Genomic DNA, 15,341 nt, shown 5'->3' with positions numbered 1-15,341 from the left:
TGGCTTTCGCTGCTGCCCTCTGCGCTACCTCAACATGAACGACATCGCCGACAGGCAGTTCAGCATGCGTACCGCGTCGGTCACGTTGGGCGCATCGAAGCTTAGCGTGACGCCGTCGAGCCGCTGCAGCGTGGGCCATTGGCAGAACAGGTCGGCATGCGCGGGCGTCAGCGTCCGCAATCGGCAGTTCACCGGGCCAGCGATGGTGAAGGGCCGAACGGCAGCCGGATCGGTTCGCAGCGAGCGGACCGCGGCTTGCGCCGCCGCGGCAATCGCCTCGCACGCGGCGGCGGGCGTCATCGAGTCGCCGGTGCCCTGCCCCTGCGCGCGCTTGGTGGCGACATAGCGGACCCACGGCAGCAGTGCCGACGTCTCGTCGACGAACACATCGTCGCCGCTGGCCATCAACACCGGCACACCGGCCTCGCCAGCGAGGGCCGCATACAGGCCCGCCTCGCCAAGCTCGATGCCGTTGAGGCTGACGCTGGCGAACGCGCCGCTGTTGATCGTATGCGCCAGGATGCCGCGCCCCTGTGCACGGCCGTGATAGCCGATCATCAGCACACCATCGCAGCCCTGCTCGATGCCGCTCATCATGCCGGCGTAGCGCGGCTTGCCGAGTACCAGGCGCACACGCGGGTCCAGCAGGTCCGGCAGCAGATTGCGGAAGCCGCCGTGCGAGTCGTTGACCCAGACGGCCTCGGCCCCGGCTGCAAAGGCGCCGCGCGCCGCGGCGTCGGCCTCCCGCGTCATGCAGGCGCGGGCCCGCTCGTATTCGCCGTTGCCCGGGCGCGTCTGTTCGGGATGGAAGACGCCGGCGACGCCCTCGATATCGGTGGAAATCAAGATCTTCATCGGATAGGCGCTGCGGCGCAGGCCGCGAGCAGGCAAACGGTTCAGTCGACGGATTTCAGTTCAGGCATCACCGCCAGCAGACCGCGGCGGCAATGGCCGTCGCGGCCGCTGACGGTCTGCGCATGCCACAGCGCATGCACGATGGCCTGCTCGACGCTGTCGGCAGCGGCATGGAACAGCGGATCGAGCGCGGTCTCATGGACCATCGCGACGGTGGGCATCGGCACGGCAGCGTCGTGCGGCACGGTATAGGCGGTGCTGAAGGCCAGCGCGATATCGCCGGAGCCATGGCCGTAGATGGAACCGGTGCGCGCCAGTCCCGCTCCGGCGCGCCGTGCCAGACGCCCCAGCTGGCGCGAATCGAGCGGCGCGTCAGTGGCGACGATCATGATGATCGAGCCCTTCTCCGGCGCGGCGTCCGCTGCCGCAGGCGCGGCAAGCCGTTGCGCCAGTTCCGGACCGATCCGCTGGCCGGCGAACGTCAGTGTCGACGGCGTGCCGTAATTGGCCAGCACCAGCGCGCCTACGCGGTACGGCCCGGCAACACGAGACGCCGTACCGATGCCGCCCTTGACGCCGAACGCCGACATGCCGCGCCCGGCCCCCACCGCGCCTTGCGCAACCTCCACGTCGGCCGCTGCGCAAGCGTGCAGATAGTGCCTTTCGCCGATGGCCATCGCCTGGATGTCGTTCAGATAGCCGTCATTGCATTCGAACACCAGCGGATTGACGGTGGGCCAGCCGCGGCCGATCTCGGCGTGGGCAGCGATCGCCTGGCGGATCTGCGCCTGCGCCACGGCCCCGACCGCAAAGGTATTGGTCAGTGCGATCGGCGTCTCCAGCACGCCAAGTTCGTCGACCTGCACCAGGCCGATGCTCTTGCCGAAGCCGTTCAGCACCGCAGCCGCGGCCGGCACCTTGTCCAGATATGGATCGCCGGCGTGCGGCAGCACCACGGTGACGCCGGTCTGCACGGCGCCGTCGGCCAGCGTGCAATGGCCGACGCGCACGCCCGGCACGTCGGTGATCGCATTGCGCGCGCCGGCCGGCAGCTCGCCGATATGGGGCGGTACGCCGGACGCGGCGGAAGGTTCGTGCGGCATCGCGATGGTCCCCGGTCAGCGACGATCGATCTTCGGATCGAGCGCGTCGCGCAGCCCGTCGCCGAGCAGGTTGAAGGCGAGCACCGTCAGGAAGATCGCCAGGCTGGGGAAGATCGCCACATGCGGGGCCGTCACCATGTCGGCGCGCGCTTCGTTCAGCATCGCGCCCCACTCGGGCGTCGGCGGCTGCGCGCCCAGGCCGAGGAAGGACAGGCTCGCCGCGGTGATGATCGAGGTGCCGATCCGCATCGAGAAATAGACGACGATCGACGAGATCGTGCCCGGCAGGATATGCCGCATCAGGATGGTCCAGTCGGACGCGCCGATGCTGCGCGCGGCCTCGATATAGGTCAGGCGCTTGAGCATCAGCGTATTGCCGCGCACCAGCCGCGCGAACGCCGGGATGCTGAAGATCGCGACCGCAAAGATCACGTTGACCATGCCGTTGCCGAGGATGGCGACGATGCCGATCGCCAGCAGGATGCCCGGGAACGCGAACAGCACGTCGGAGATCCGCATCACGATCCGGTCCCACCAGCCCTCGTAGTAGCCCGCCAGCAAGCCGAGCAGCGTGCCGACGATGGCGCCGACGATCACCGAGAAGAAGCCGGCGGCCAGCGAGATGCGCGTGCCCGCCAGGATGCGGCTGAAGATGTCGCGGCCCAGCGAATCGACGCCGAACCAGTGCGCCGCCGATGGGCCGGCGTTCAGCGCGTCGTAGTCGAAGTAGTTCTCCGGATCGTAGGGCACCAGCTGCGGCGACAGCACCGCGACGATCACCAGCAGGATCACGAACACGCCGGCGGCGAGCGCCAGATGCTGACGGCGGAACTTGCGCCAGAATTCGGTCCACGGCGTGCGGACGGGCTCGGCCTGCGCCGCCGCGCCCTGCACGCCCGCCGAGGCGGCCTCGTTGGCCACGGTCGATAGCTCGGTCATGGACGGCCTCACTTGTAGCGGATGGTGGGATTGATCACCGTGTACAGCAGATCCACCACCAGATTGATCAGAATGAATTCCAGCGAGAACAGCAGCACCTCGGCCTGGATCACCGGGTAGTCGCGCATCTCGACGGCGTCGACCAGCAGCCGGCCGAGACCGGGCCAGTTGAACACCTTCTCGACCACGATCGAGCCGCCCAGCAGAAAGCCGAATTGCAGCCCCATCATCGTGACGACCGGGATCATCGCGTTGCGCAGGCAGTGCTTGGCGACCACCAGCGACTCGCGCACGCCCTTGGCGCGCGCCGTCCGCACGTAGTCCTCCTGCAGCACCTCGACGAACGACGCGCGCGTAAAGCGCGCCATCACCGCGGCCACCGCCGCGCCGAGCGTCAGCGACGGCAGGATGTAGTGCTTCCAGCTTTCCGCGCCGATCGACGGCAGCCAGCCCAGCTGGACCGAGAAGATCTCCATCAGCAGCATGCCGAGCGCGAAGGCCGGGAACGAGATGCCCGACACCGCCAGCGTCATGCCGATGCGGTCGGGCCAGCGATTGCGCCAGACGGCGGAGCCGATGCCGATCAGCATGCCGAACACCACGGCCCACAGCATCGAGGCAACGGTCAGCCACAGCGTCGGGAAGAAGCGGTCGCCGATCTCCTCGCTGACCGGTCGCTTGGTGCGCAGCGAGGTGCCGAATTCCCCTTGCAGCGCATTGCCGAAGAAGGTGACGAACTGCTCGTGCAGCGGCTTGTCCAGGCCCAGATCCTTGCGCACCAGTTCGACGGTGGCGGCATCGGCCTCGGGGCCGGCGGCGAGCCGCGCCGGATCGCCGGGCAGCAGATGCACGAACAGGAAGACCAGCACCGCGACGATCAGCATCGTCGGCACCACACCCAGCACGCGCTTCAGAAAGTAATTCAACATGACGACTCCAGACCCGCGGCTTTTCACCGGCTTCCGTCTTGTCGCCCCCGCGAATGCGGGGCCCCAGCGGCTTCAATGCACCCCTGCATGTTGCAAGCCGCTGGGTCCCCGCCTGCGCGGGGACGACGTATACCTCGACGGAACGCTGACGACCGCGGGCGCGACGCTTACTTGATATCGATGTTCTCGAACTCGAACGAGCCGTCCGGCATCACATAGGCGCCGCTCAGCCGCTTGCTGCGGGCATACAGCACCTGCTCGGTCACCAGGAAGGCCCACGGCGCGTCGTTCCAGATGCGCTGCTGCGCGTCCTTGTACAGCCGCGCCTTCTCGTTGCGATCGGTGGTACGCAGCGCGCCCGCGATATCGGCATCGACCTGATCGTTCTTGTAGTAGGCCGTGTTCAGCAGCTTCGGCGGCATCGATTCGGATGCCAGCAGCGGACGCAGCGCCCAGTCCGACTCGCCGGTCGACGACGACCAGCCGACGTAGTAGATGCGCACGCCGGCGTCTTCCGGCTTGGGCACACTCTCGACCTTCTCGACGCGCTGGCCGGCCTCGAGCGCCTGCACCGAGGCCTTGATGCCGACCTGCTGCAGTTGCTGCTGCACGAACTGGATCACCTTCTGCGCGGTGGTGTGGTTATAGGCCGACCACAGCGTGGTTTCGAAGCCGTTCGGATAGCCGGCCTCCTTCAGCAGCGCGCGTGCCTTGGCCGGATCGTACGGCCACGGGCCCAGCTTCTCGGCGAAGTCGACGCCCGGCGGCACCACGCCCTCGGCCGGCACCGCATAGCCGGCGAACGCCACCTTGGCCAGCGCCTGCTTGTTGATCGCGTAATTGATCGCCTGGCGCACCTTCGGGTCGTTGAACGGCTTGACCTGCGTATTGAGCGACAGATAGCGCTGGATGATCGACGGCGCGGCGATCAGGTCGACCTTCGGGCTGGCCTTGAGCACCGCGGCCTGCTCGAACGGAATGCTGAACGCAAAGTCGGCCTCGCCGGTCTGCATGATCGCCGAGCGGCTGTTGTTGTCGACCACCGGCTTCCACGTAATGGTGTCGATCTTCGGCAGACCGCTCTTCCAGTAGCCGGCGAACTTCTTGCCGCGCAGGTGATCGGGCTGCTTCCACTCGACGAATTCGAAGGGACCGGTGCCGACCGGATGGAAGGCGATGTCCTTGCCGTACTTCTTCAGCGCGGTCGGCGAGATCATCACGGCCGACGGATGCGCCAGCACGTTGATGAACGGCGAGAACGGCTCCTTCAGCGTGATCTTGACGGTGGTCGGGTCGACCACGTCGGTGCGCGCGACACGGTTGAACAGCGTGTAGCGCTTGAGCTTGTTGGCCGGATCGGTGACGCGGTCCAGGTTGGCCTTGACCGCGGTGGCGTCGAAGCTGGTGCCGTCGTGGAACTTGACGCCCTTCCTGACCTTGATCGTATAGACCAGTCCGTCCTTGCTGACGTCATAGCTGTCGGCCAGCACGTTGACGAGCTTCATGTCCTTGTCCAGGCCGAACAGGCCCTGGTAGAAGGTCTTCGAGACCGCCTGCGACAGCGTGTCGTTCGAATCGTAGGGATCGAGCGTGGTGAAGGTCGAGGCCACCGCCATCACCGCATCCTTGGCGGCGAAGGCCGGTCCGGCCGCGAACGCGGCCATCAGCAGGCCGCCGGCAAACAGGCGCGCCGCGCCACGTCGGGACAAACTGGCTTGGATCATTGTCGATTCTCCTTGGTAAGACGGACAGGTAGCACAGGGTGAACGGGCTGGACGGGCTCTTGGTGGCCTTGCCGCCCGGGTTGACTCAATAGGCTTGTTCGGCAGGCCCGCTCGACGTCAATAGGCGCCGCCGACCGCGTGCCGCGCGACGAAGTGGTCCGGCGCGACGGCGACCAGCGGCTGCACCACCGGCTCGTCGCCGATCGCGCGGATCGGGCTCGGCAGCTCCTCGGTCCGCGGCTCGCGCCGCAGATGACGGCGCGCCGGGTCGGCCACCGGCACCGCCGACATCAGCTTCTTCGTATAGGGATGCTGCGGGTTCTCGAAGATCGCGCGGCGCGGGCCGATCTCGACGATCTGGCCCAGATACATCACCGCGACCCGATGGCTGATGCGCTCGACCACCGCCATATCGTGCGAGATGAACAGGAAGGCGATGCCCATCTCGCGCTGCAGGTCCAGCATCAGGTTGACGATCTGCGCCTGGATCGAGACGTCCAGCGCCGACACCGACTCGTCGGCAATCACCACCTTCGGGTTCAGCGCCAGCGCGCGCGCGATGCAGATGCGCTGCCGCTGGCCGCCGGAGAACTCGTGCGGATAGCGCGCGGCATGGGCCGGAGACAGGCCGACCTTGTCCAGCAGCCATGCGACGCGCTGCTCGGCCTCCTTGCCGCTGGCGACCTTGTGCACCAGCAGCGGCTCCATGATCGAATAGCCGATCGGCACGCGCGGATCGAGCGAGGCGAACGGGTCCTGGAAGATGAACTGGATATTGCGGCGCAGGCTCTGCAGCGCGGGCCCCGACAGTTCGCCGATGTTCTGGCCGGCGAACTCGATGGTGCCGCTCTGGCTGTCGACCAGCCGCAGCAGCGAGCGGCCCGTCGTCGATTTGCCGCAGCCCGATTCGCCGACCAGCGCCAGCGTCTCTCCGGGATACAGGTCGAAGCTGACGCGCTCGACCGCGTGCACGCGGCGCGTCGGCCGGCCGAACAGGCCGCCGGGCACGTCGAAACGGGTCACCAGGTCGCGCACACGCAAGATCGGCTGGGCCGCCGCATCCGGACGCGCGGCCGCGGCCGGCGTATCGCCGCGGCCCTCTGCGCCCCTTGCGTCCTCCTGCCGCTCGCCACCGTCGACCCGCACCAGCGGAAACTTGGCCGGCAGATCGGTGCCAGCCATTGCGCCGAGCTTGGGCACCGCGGACAGCAGCGCGCGGGTGTAGGGATGCGCGGGCCGCGCGAACACGGTCGGCGCCTCGCCCTCCTCGACCTTCTCGCCGCGGTACATCACCAGCACGCGGTCCGCCATTTCGGCGACGACGCCCATGTCGTGGGTGATGAACAGCACGCCCATCTGCATCTCGGCCTGCAGATTGCGGATCAGCTGCAGGATCTCGGCCTGGATGGTGACGTCCAGCGCGGTGGTCGGCTCGTCGGCGATCAGCAGCGCGGGCCGGCACGACAGCGCCATCGCGATCATCACGCGCTGGCGCATGCCGCCGGACAGCTGATGCGGATAGCGGTCCAGCACGCGGCGTGCCTCGGGGATGCGCACCAGCTCGAGCATCCGCAACGCTTCGGCGCGGGCCGCCGCGTGGCTCTTGTTCTGATGCAGCCGGATCGATTCCGCGATCTGCTCGCCGACCGGGAACACCGGATTCAGCGAGGTCATCGGCTCCTGGAAGATCATCGCGATATCGGCACCGCGAATGCCGCGCATCGTGCCGCCATCGGCCTGGGCGAGGTCCAGCACGTCGCCGCCACGGCGGCGCAGCATCATGCTGCCGCTGGCGAGGCGTCCGCCGCCATGTTCGACCAGGCGCATCAGCGCCAGCGAGGTCACCGATTTGCCGGAGCCGGACTCGCCCACGACCGCCAGCGTTTCGCCGCGGTCGATATGGAAGGACAGGCCGCGCACGGCCTCGACGGTGCGCTCGGACGTGGCAAAGCGCACCGTCAGGTCGTTGACGGACACGACGCGCTGCGGCGGCAGCGCCAGGCCGGATGCGGAAGACGAAGTAGACGCGGAAGTCGATGGGGCCATGGAGTGTTCCTCGAAACCTGCGGGCATGGGGTCAGCGGTAGATCGCCACGTGGACCGGCTCGCCCACGCGGGCATGGCCTCGGTACATGCCTTCGGTATTGAACGGCAGCGCGACATTGCCGGACGCGTCGATCGCGACCAGCCCACCCCGGCCCTGGATCGCCGGCAGGCTCTGCATCACGACGGCATGCGTCGCCGCTTCCAGCGAGCTGCCGGCATAGCGCATGCGCGCCGAGATGTCGTAGGCCGCCACCGCGCGGATGAACATCTCGCCGGTGCCGGTGGTCGACACCGCCACCAGTTCGTCGGCATAGCAGCCGGCACCAATCACCGGCGTATCGCCGACGCGGCCGAGCTGCTTGTTGGTGATGCCGCCGGTCGACGTGGCCGCGGCGAGCCGGCCCTGGCCGTCGAGCGCGACCGCGCCGACGGTGCCGAACTTGGTACCCGGATCGAGCGGTTCGCCACCCGCCTCGTCGGCGCTGGCCCGTGCGGCCAGCGCGGCGGCATCGTGATCCAGCAGGGCCATGCCGCTGCCCGCGCGGGCGCGTTGCCATTGCGCGTGGCGCTCCGGCGTGTAGTAGTAGTCCGCCTCGACCAGCGGCAGGCCTTGCGCCTGCGCAAACGCTTCGGCGCCGTCGGCGGTGAACAGCACATGCTCGCTGTGCTCCATCACCGCGCGCGCCGCCAGCACCGGGTTGCGCAGCCGTTTGACGCAGGCGACCGCGCCGGCATCGCGCGTGGCGCCGTCCATCACCGCCGCATCGAGCTCATAGGTGCCGGCGTTGGTCAGCACGGCGCCCTTGCCGGCATTGAACAGCGGGCAGTCCTCGAGCAGCCGCACCGCTTCGGTCACCGCATCGACGGCGCTGGCGCCATCGGCCAGCAGGCGCTGGCCCGCGCGCAGGGCCTGTTCGAGGGCGGCGATGTACTGCGCTTCCTTGTCCGCGTCCATCGCGGCGCGGGTGATGGTGCCGGCCCCGCCATGGATGGCGATCACGGGCGTGGGCTTGGAGGTCGATCGATCTGCGTTCATGGTGCTTGGGCCCGCCTGGACGGCGGGCAACTCGGTAAGGCTCGGAAGCGTTAGTCGTTATCGGTGTCCGGGCGCCGGCGCCGCGGCGCCTTGCCGGACCCCGGACGGGGCCTGGATTGCGGATCGCCGGCCGCGGCGGTGCGGCCGGCGTCGGCGCGCGCATGGGTCTGATGCAGCCAGGGCAGCACGAATTCGGTCATGTCGGCGGCGGCCTTGACCGAGCCCGTGGCGCGGTGCGCGACCGCGCCGCACAGCGCCTCGATCATCGCCAGCACCGCCGCGTCGGAGTTGGCCGATAACTGCCGGCCGGCGCTGACATACAGCGCGATATCGGCAAAGGGCGCCAGCGGCGAGGTGGGCCCATCGGTCAACGCGAGGATCCGCGCGCCATGGGCGCGGGCGCGCTCGGTCAGCGCGACGCTGTCATAGACATAACGGGGAAAGGCGATCGGAATCACCAGATCGCGGCTGGTCAGCTTGAACAGCTGCCGCGCCGCGGTCGACGCGCCGCCGACGCCGGCGACCGTGATCACCGTGCGGCAGTACATGTCGAGGCCATGTTGCAACAGGCCGGCCAGATAGCCGCTCGCCCCGAAGCCCAGCACATAGACATGCTCGGCCTCGAGAATTGCCGTCACCGCGCGTTCGCACGCATCGGCATCGAGCGCGCGGCGCGTGGCCTGCAGGTTGCGCTCGTTCTCTTCCAGCGAGGCCGCGATGATCTCGGTGATCGTCGCCGGCCGCTCCAGTTCGGTGCGCAGCTTCTCCACCGGCGCCAGCGTGGCTTCGAATCCGCGCACCAGTTCGGCGCGAAATTGCGGGTAACCGTCGAAGCCCAGCGCATGCGCGAAGCGGTTTGCCGTCGCCACCGACACCTGCACCGCCTGCGCAAACTCGTCGATCCGCATCGTCGCCGCGCGGAACGGGTTCGCCAGCACGTAGTCGGCCATGCGCTGGTGCGCCGGCGTCAGCGACGGGAATACCTTCGCAATGCGCTGGGAGACGGTGGTCTCGGGCGCGGGGTCTGGCACGGAATCGGCCGGCCTGGCAGCCGGGTCCGGACGGGAAGCAGTCATGGCTCTGCGGTGGGCCGGACGCAATCTGGTGCATCCGGCGAACGGCTATCGATGTAAACAAATTTACACGCAATAGCTGTGCCATGAAAATAGAGTTTACGAGAGCAAGGGTTTACCCGTATCTATTCGGCGGCTTCGCTCCCTGCTGTCATTGACTGTGCTGTCCAACTCGTTTAGATTGCCTGGATCGAAGCGACTGACCGGATGAGATCGAGCGCTTCCCAGCGGCGAAAGCCGTACCCGCGCAAGGCGAGTCGAAAGTGGTGTCCGGATCTGCTGTACAGAAAGGCGCCCCAGTGGCGCCTTTTTTATTGTCGGCTTATCTTTTGGTGGCCACTGGGTGACCCAGATACACCTTTCCACACAGCAAGACAAAGCCTATGGAACCAAGGAAGACTGGCGCCCGTTCGGTCTGGTGGTAGGCACTCTCCACGATCAGATTCAGGTCCTGGGACCGCCTCCGCTCGCCCAAGGCTCGACGGACCTCAAAGAAGACATGATATGGACCTTTGGGGTCCTGGACGGTCATCGAGTACGCCCAGTTACGCCGTGACGATGTTTGCCAGACTTTTGCCTTCGGATGATTTAGCCCAAGAATCACGCTGGGAAGCTTCCGAGACAGGCGATAGCGCACCGGGCAAAAGACACGTGGCCGGTGCGTGTTGCCGTCGAAGATGGGTTGTTTGAAGTCGGGCGCCGCATCCAGGCACCTTTTCGTGAAGCAATGATTCGAAAAGGTGACGCGCATGCGAAGCGTCTTCTTGGCGAGGCCGCTTTCAACTTCCAAATTGAACGGCTCCAGGTGTGCAAAATCGATGATCTCGCCCTCGACCGCTGCAGGCGGGAAGTAAGGTCGTGCCACGAGCTGGTCCTTGCAGTCGCCCCTTGAACGAGGCACAAAGCGGCGATTCTCGGACAAGCGCTACCGTATCGCTTGCCATGCGGAACGCTTCTTGCAACTTTCGAACTTCCCCGAAAAAGCAGGAGGCACCCATGCCAGCGCAATGCCGAATCCTGGTGGTCGCAACCAACGTCGACCAGTACCAAAAAGTGGGCTTTCGTACCGGCCTGTGGCTCAGCGAACTGACGCACTTCTGGGATGTGGCCGAGGAAGCGGGCCATACGCTGCAGCTGGCGTCGCCGTCGGGCGGCAAGATCCCGATCGATCCCGAGAGCCTGATGCTGTCGGAACTTGCACGAAGTGCCGGCATGCGCAGCAGTGTTTTCAAACGCTATGAGGACCGGATCTTCATGGACCTGCTGAACGACACGGCCAACGTGGCGGCGGTCGATTCCGGCGAGTTCGATGCGATCTACCTGACCGGCGGCCACGGCGTGATGTTCGACTTCCCGGGCTGCGAGCCGCTGGCGCGGCTGATCGCGGCGATGTACGAGCAGGGCCGTGTGGTCGCGGCGGTATGCCATGGCCCGGCCGGACTGCTGGACGTCCGGCTGTCCAACGGCGAGCCGCTGGTGCAGGGCAAGCGCGTGACCGGCTTCTCGTGGAACGAGGAAATCATGGCCAAGCGCGACTTCGCCGTGCCGTTCGGGCTCGAGCAGGAGCTGGGCAAGCGCGGCGCGCAATACAGCAAGGCGATGCTGCCGTTTGCGCCCTATGTGGTCGAGGACGGGCGCCTGATTACCGGACAGAACCCCGGCAGTGCGTATGGCGTCGCCAAGGCGGTGCTGCGCACGTTGCGGTTGTCGGAGCCGGCGGCCGAGCCGGCCTGAACGTGCCGGCTGGAGCGTGCCGGCTTGAATTGCCGGGTGACTGCCCGGGCGGCGGCCCGAACGGTCAGCCGCCCTCGCCCATCGCCGGCAATACCCGGCCCGGATTCATCAGGTTCTTCGGGTCGAGCGCCCGCTTGACCTGCCACATCAGTTCGAGCTCGACCTGCGACTTGTAGCGGCGCAGGTCGTCGCGCTTGACCGCGCCGATACCGTGCTCGGCCGAGATCGAGCCGCCTTCGCCATGGGCGAGGCCATCGACCAGGTCGGACACCGGCTTGTACCACTGCGCGAGGAACCCCTTGGCGTCGGCGTCCTTGGGACGCAGCGGATTGAAGTGGACGTTGCCGTCGCCCATATGGCCGTAGATCACCATGCGGGCATCGGGCACCAGTTCCCGCACGCGGCGCGACGCCTCGTCGACGAAGCCCGCGATGCGCGACAGCGGCACCGACACATCGCACTTGATGCTGCCGCCGGTGCGCGTCTGCGCGTCCGAGATTTCCTCGCGGATGCGCCAGAAGGTCTGCGCGTCGGCGACGCTGGCGGCGATCGCCGCGTCCCGCACCAGTTCCTGTTCGTAGCCGCTTTCGAGAATTTCGAGCAGCGTCGCTTCGAGGCTGGCGGCATCCGCGCCCGAGCTCAATTCGATCAGCACCATCCAGTCGTGCCGCTGCGCCAGCGGCGAGGCGACATTGCCCAGATAGTCGAGCACCAGGTCCAGCGCCGGGCCCGAGATCAGTTCGAACGCCGTGACGGCGCCGCCCGACAGGCGCTTGGCTTCGCCCAGCAGGCGCACGGCCGCGTCCGGCGACGCCACCGCGACGAAGGCCACCGCGCTCGCGCGCGGTTGCGGCATCAGCTTGAGCACCGCGGCGGTGATGATGCCCAAGGTCCCTTCGGCACCGATGAACAGGTGTTTCAGATCGTAGCCGGTGTTGTCCTTGCGCAGGCCGCGCAGCGACGAGTAGATGCGCCCGTCGGGCAGCACCGCCTCGATGCCGAGCACCAGGTCCCGCATATTGCCGTAGCGCAGCACCGCGGTGCCGCCGGCGTTGGTCGACAGATTGCCCCCGATCTGGCACGAGCCTTCGGAGCCGATGCGCAGCGGAAACAACCGCCCGCCCTCCTCCGCCGCCGCACGAGCGGCGGCCAGCGTCACGCCGGCCTGCACGGTCAGCGTGTCGTTGACCGTATCGATCGCCAGCACCTGGTTCATGCGGCGCAGGTTCAGCACTACGGCATCGCCGCGCGTGTCCGGCACCGCGCCGCCCATCAACGAGGTATTGCCGCCCTGCGGCACCACCGGCACGCCGTGCGCATGGCACCACGCCATCACCGCGGCAACCTGCTCGGTGGTCGAAGGCAGCACCACCACGCTGGCCTTGCCGCGGCTGATGCGCCGGTAGTCGGTGACGTAGGACTCGGTATCGGCGTCGGCGATCAGGCAGGCGTTGTCGCCGACGATGGCTTGCATGGCGCGCAGCGTGGCGTCGCGCGCGGAACTATCCAATGACATGGTTGAAGAAAATCGGCAAAGCGTTCAGTAGGCGGCGGAGGGCCGTTGCGCGGGCGCGGCGCCTTCCTGGCGGAAGGAGGCCGCAAGCTGGCGTGCGGCCTTGGCGAACAGCAGCACATCGACGCCGGTCGCCACGAAGGTGCAGCCCAGCTCCAGATAGCGCCGGGCCAGCGCGGCGTCGGATGTCAGCGTGCCGGCCGCCTTGCCGCTGGCGACGATGGTACGCATCGCGTTCTCGATCGCGGCCTGCACTTCGGGATGGCCGGGATTGCCGCGATGTCCCATCGACGCCGCCAGATCTGCCGGTCCGATAAAGACGCCGTCGATGCCATCGACCGCGCAGATCTCCTGCAGATTCGCCAGCGCGGTCACGGTCTCGGCCTGCACCAGCAGGCAGACCTCGTCGTCGGCGACATCGAGATAGTCGGCACGGCCGCTCCAGCGGGAGGCCCGCGCCACCGCGCTGCCGACGCCGCGGATGCCTTGCGGCGGATAGCGCGTCGCGCTGACCAGCGTGCGCGCCTGCTCGGCGGTATCGACCATCGGCACCAGCAGCGTGGTGGCGCCGATATCGAGCAGCTGCTTGATCAGCGGGACGTCGCCGGCCACGGCGCGCACCACCGGCGCGCTCGGATAGGCCGAGACCGCCTGCAACTGGGCCAGGACGCTGCGCACATCGTTGGGGGCGTGCTCGCCGTCGATCAGCAGCCAGTCGAAGCCGGCGGTGGCCGCAACCTCGGCGAGGTACGGCCCGGCCATCGACAGCCACAGGCCGATCTGCGGCCGGCGGGCGGCCAGTGCGGTCTTGAAGGGATTGGATGCGGGCATGACGGGTCCTGTCAAAGCGATACGGGTTCGATGGACTTGGGGACTGGGCCGTGTACGTGCTTGTACGGCTTGGGTCGGGCTCAGTCCAGCAGACCGTGGCACAAATACTTCAAATGCAGATAATCGTCCAGTCCATGGCGCGAGCCCTCGCGGCCATAGCCGGATTCCTTGACGCCGCCGAATGGTGCGGCCTCGGCCGCGATGGCCCCTTCGTTGATGCCGACGATGCCGGTCTCCAGCGCCTGCGCGACGCGCCAGATGCGGCGCACGTCGTTCGAATAGAAGTAGGCTGCGAGCCCGAACGGCGTGTCATTGGCGTGGCCGATCACCTCGTCCTCGCTGGCGAAACGGAAGATCGGTGCTACCGGGCCGAAGGTTTCCTCGCAGGACAGCGCCATCTCCGGCGTGGCGCCGACCAGCACGGTCGGTGCGTAGTAGTGCGGTCCGTCCCCGGTACGCACGCGCCTGCCGCCGGTGACGACGCGCGCGCCCCGTGCCACCGCATCCTCGACGTGGCGGGCGATCTTGTCGACCGCGCGCGCATTGATCATCGGGCCGATCTGCGAGCCCGCCTCGCTGGCCGGCCCGACCTTCAGTGCGCCGACGCGCCGCGCCAGCCGTTCGACGAAATCGTCATGGACGGCCTCGTGCACGTAGATGCGGTTGGGGCAAACGCAGGTCTGGCCGCCATTGCGGAACTTCGATGCCATCAGCCCTTCGACCGCGGCATCGAGGTCGGCGTCCTCGAACACGATGAACGGCGCGTTGCCGCCGAGCTCCAGCGACAACTTCTTCAACGTCGCGGCGGACTCGCGCGCCAGATGCTTGCCGACCGGCGTCGAGCCGGTGAAGGTGATCTTGCGCACGCGGCTGTCGGCAAGCCAGACGTCGACCACCTCGGGCGTGCGTTCGCGCGACGCGGTGACGATGTTCAGCACGCCCGCCGGCACGCCGGCGAGCTCGGCCAGATAGACCAGCGCCAACGCGGTCAGCGGCGTGTCCTCGGCCGGCTTGGCGACCACGGTGCAGCCGGCCGCCAGCGCCGGCGCGATCTTGCGCGCGATCATCGCCAGCGGGAAGTTCCACGGCGTGATCGCCGCGACCACGCCGACCGGTTCCTTCAGCACCAGCAACTTTCGGCCCGGCATCGGCTCGGCCACGATGTCGCCGCAGATGCGGACCGCCTCGGCAGCGAACCACTCGACATACGCGGCACCGTACTGCACCTCGCCGCGGCTCTCGTGCATCGGCTTGCCCTGCTCGGCCGAGATGATGCGGGCCAGGTCTTCCTGGTGTTCGAGGATCAGCGCATGCCAGCGCTGCAGCAGCCGCGCGCGTTCCTTCGCCGGACGGCGGCTCCAGTCCGCGAAGGCCTGGTGCGCGGCATCGGCGGCGCGGCGCGCATCGTCGGCCCCGCTGTCCGCGACCCGCGTCAACGTCGCTCCGTTGGCGGGATTGGTGACATCGAGGCGGCCGCCGGCCGCCGCTGGCTGCCATTGGGCGCCGATCAGGTTCTGGCCGCGCAGCAGCGCGGCATGGGAAAGCTGCAGGGACATGA

The 15,341-nt window shown here is 67.7% G+C and carries 13 protein-coding genes; 1 reads left to right on the top strand and 12 read right to left on the bottom strand.

Features of this window, described 5'->3' with window-relative positions; genetic code table 11:
- Positions 1-24 precede the first annotated feature (24 nt).
- The 9 genes from M1D55_RS03770 to M1D55_RS03730 all read right to left on the bottom strand — a co-directional run bounded on the left by M1D55_RS03770 (position 25) and on the right by M1D55_RS03730 (position 10,570).
- The gene (locus M1D55_RS03770) at positions 25-855 is read right to left on the bottom strand and encodes a M55 family metallopeptidase (protein ID WP_456281155.1); all 831 of its coding nucleotides are present in this window, start codon (positions 853-855) and stop codon (positions 25-27) included.
- A gap of 41 nt (positions 856-896) precedes the next feature.
- Positions 897-1,958: a DmpA family aminopeptidase gene (locus M1D55_RS03765; protein WP_456281154.1), complete on the bottom strand. Its 1,062-nt coding sequence runs from the start codon at positions 1,956-1,958 to the stop codon at positions 897-899.
- 15 nt (positions 1,959-1,973) lie between these two features.
- The gene (gsiD, locus tag M1D55_RS03760; RefSeq protein ID WP_023264237.1) at positions 1,974-2,897 is read right to left on the bottom strand and encodes a glutathione ABC transporter permease GsiD; all 924 of its coding nucleotides are present in this window, start codon (positions 2,895-2,897) and stop codon (positions 1,974-1,976) included.
- 8 nt (positions 2,898-2,905) lie between these two features.
- Positions 2,906-3,826, bottom strand: a complete 921-nt coding sequence (gsiC, locus tag M1D55_RS03755; RefSeq protein WP_006576461.1) for a glutathione ABC transporter permease GsiC — start codon at positions 3,824-3,826, stop codon at positions 2,906-2,908.
- A 167-nt stretch (positions 3,827-3,993) separates the two neighbouring features.
- Entirely contained in the window at positions 3,994-5,550 is a 1,557-nt protein-coding gene (gsiB, locus tag M1D55_RS03750) for a glutathione ABC transporter substrate-binding protein GsiB (protein ID WP_370646823.1), read from the bottom strand.
- 117 nt (positions 5,551-5,667) lie between these two features.
- Positions 5,668-7,596 carry a dipeptide ABC transporter ATP-binding protein gene (locus M1D55_RS03745; protein ID WP_456281153.1) on the bottom strand — a complete coding sequence of 643 codons (1,929 nt, stop codon included), beginning with the start codon at positions 7,594-7,596 and terminating at the stop codon, positions 5,668-5,670.
- 31 nt (positions 7,597-7,627) lie between these two features.
- Positions 7,628-8,632, bottom strand: a complete 1,005-nt coding sequence (locus M1D55_RS03740) for an isoaspartyl peptidase/L-asparaginase family protein (RefSeq protein ID WP_456281152.1) — start codon at positions 8,630-8,632, stop codon at positions 7,628-7,630.
- Positions 8,633-8,682: 50 nt separating this feature from the next.
- Positions 8,683-9,708 carry a MurR/RpiR family transcriptional regulator gene (locus tag M1D55_RS03735; RefSeq protein WP_456281151.1) on the bottom strand — a complete coding sequence of 342 codons (1,026 nt, stop codon included), beginning with the start codon at positions 9,706-9,708 and terminating at the stop codon, positions 8,683-8,685.
- Positions 9,709-10,027: 319 nt separating this feature from the next.
- Complete coding sequence (locus tag M1D55_RS03730) at positions 10,028-10,570, bottom strand: hypothetical protein (protein ID WP_082371864.1); 543 nt, start codon at positions 10,568-10,570, stop codon at positions 10,028-10,030.
- Between the two features lie 131 nt (positions 10,571-10,701).
- Here M1D55_RS03730 and M1D55_RS03725 point away from each other — a divergent pair, with 131 nt between their 5' ends.
- Positions 10,702-11,439, top strand: a complete 738-nt coding sequence (locus M1D55_RS03725; RefSeq protein ID WP_456281150.1) for a type 1 glutamine amidotransferase domain-containing protein — start codon at positions 10,702-10,704, stop codon at positions 11,437-11,439.
- A 64-nt stretch (positions 11,440-11,503) separates the two neighbouring features.
- On the opposite strand, the gene M1D55_RS03720 is transcribed toward M1D55_RS03725, so the two are convergent.
- From M1D55_RS03720 to M1D55_RS03710, 3 genes are all read right to left on the bottom strand, one after another.
- Positions 11,504-12,913 carry an FAD-binding oxidoreductase gene (locus M1D55_RS03720; RefSeq protein WP_456281293.1) on the bottom strand — a complete coding sequence of 470 codons (1,410 nt, stop codon included), beginning with the start codon at positions 12,911-12,913 and terminating at the stop codon, positions 11,504-11,506.
- A 66-nt stretch (positions 12,914-12,979) separates the two neighbouring features.
- The gene (gene hpaI, locus M1D55_RS03715) at positions 12,980-13,783 is read right to left on the bottom strand and encodes a 4-hydroxy-2-oxoheptanedioate aldolase (protein ID WP_456281149.1); all 804 of its coding nucleotides are present in this window, start codon (positions 13,781-13,783) and stop codon (positions 12,980-12,982) included.
- An 80-nt stretch (positions 13,784-13,863) separates the two neighbouring features.
- Positions 13,864-15,339: an NAD-dependent succinate-semialdehyde dehydrogenase gene (locus M1D55_RS03710; protein WP_456281148.1), complete on the bottom strand. Its 1,476-nt coding sequence runs from the start codon at positions 15,337-15,339 to the stop codon at positions 13,864-13,866.
- Positions 15,340-15,341 lie beyond the last annotated feature (2 nt).

This window comes from Cupriavidus sp. JZ107 (assembly GCF_053903255.1).
This window is presented reverse-complemented; position numbering and strand designations above follow the sequence as displayed.

Coding starts and splice junctions, on each gene's coding strand:
- M1D55_RS03770 (WP_456281155.1), bottom strand. CDS start 855: ATGAAGATCTTGATTTCCACCGATATCGAGGGCGTCGCCGGCGTCTTC.
- M1D55_RS03765 (WP_456281154.1), bottom strand. CDS start 1,958: ATGCCGCACGAACCTTCCGCCGCGTCCGGCGTACCGCCCCATATCGGC.
- gsiD (WP_023264237.1), bottom strand. CDS start 2,897: ATGACCGAGCTATCGACCGTGGCCAACGAGGCCGCCTCGGCGGGCGTG.
- gsiC (WP_006576461.1), bottom strand. CDS start 3,826: ATGTTGAATTACTTTCTGAAGCGCGTGCTGGGTGTGGTGCCGACGATG.
- gsiB (WP_370646823.1), bottom strand. CDS start 5,550: ATGATCCAAGCCAGTTTGTCCCGACGTGGCGCGGCGCGCCTGTTTGCC.
- M1D55_RS03745 (WP_456281153.1), bottom strand. CDS start 7,596: ATGGCCCCATCGACTTCCGCGTCTACTTCGTCTTCCGCATCCGGCCTG.
- M1D55_RS03740 (WP_456281152.1), bottom strand. CDS start 8,632: ATGAACGCAGATCGATCGACCTCCAAGCCCACGCCCGTGATCGCCATC.
- M1D55_RS03735 (WP_456281151.1), bottom strand. CDS start 9,708: ATGACTGCTTCCCGTCCGGACCCGGCTGCCAGGCCGGCCGATTCCGTG.
- M1D55_RS03725 (WP_456281150.1), top strand. CDS start 10,702: ATGCCAGCGCAATGCCGAATCCTGGTGGTCGCAACCAACGTCGACCAG.
- M1D55_RS03720 (WP_456281293.1), bottom strand. CDS start 12,913: ATGCAAGCCATCGTCGGCGACAACGCCTGCCTGATCGCCGACGCCGAT.
- hpaI (WP_456281149.1), bottom strand. CDS start 13,783: ATGCCCGCATCCAATCCCTTCAAGACCGCACTGGCCGCCCGCCGGCCG.
- M1D55_RS03710 (WP_456281148.1), bottom strand. CDS start 15,339: ATGTCCCTGCAGCTTTCCCATGCCGCGCTGCTGCGCGGCCAGAACCTG.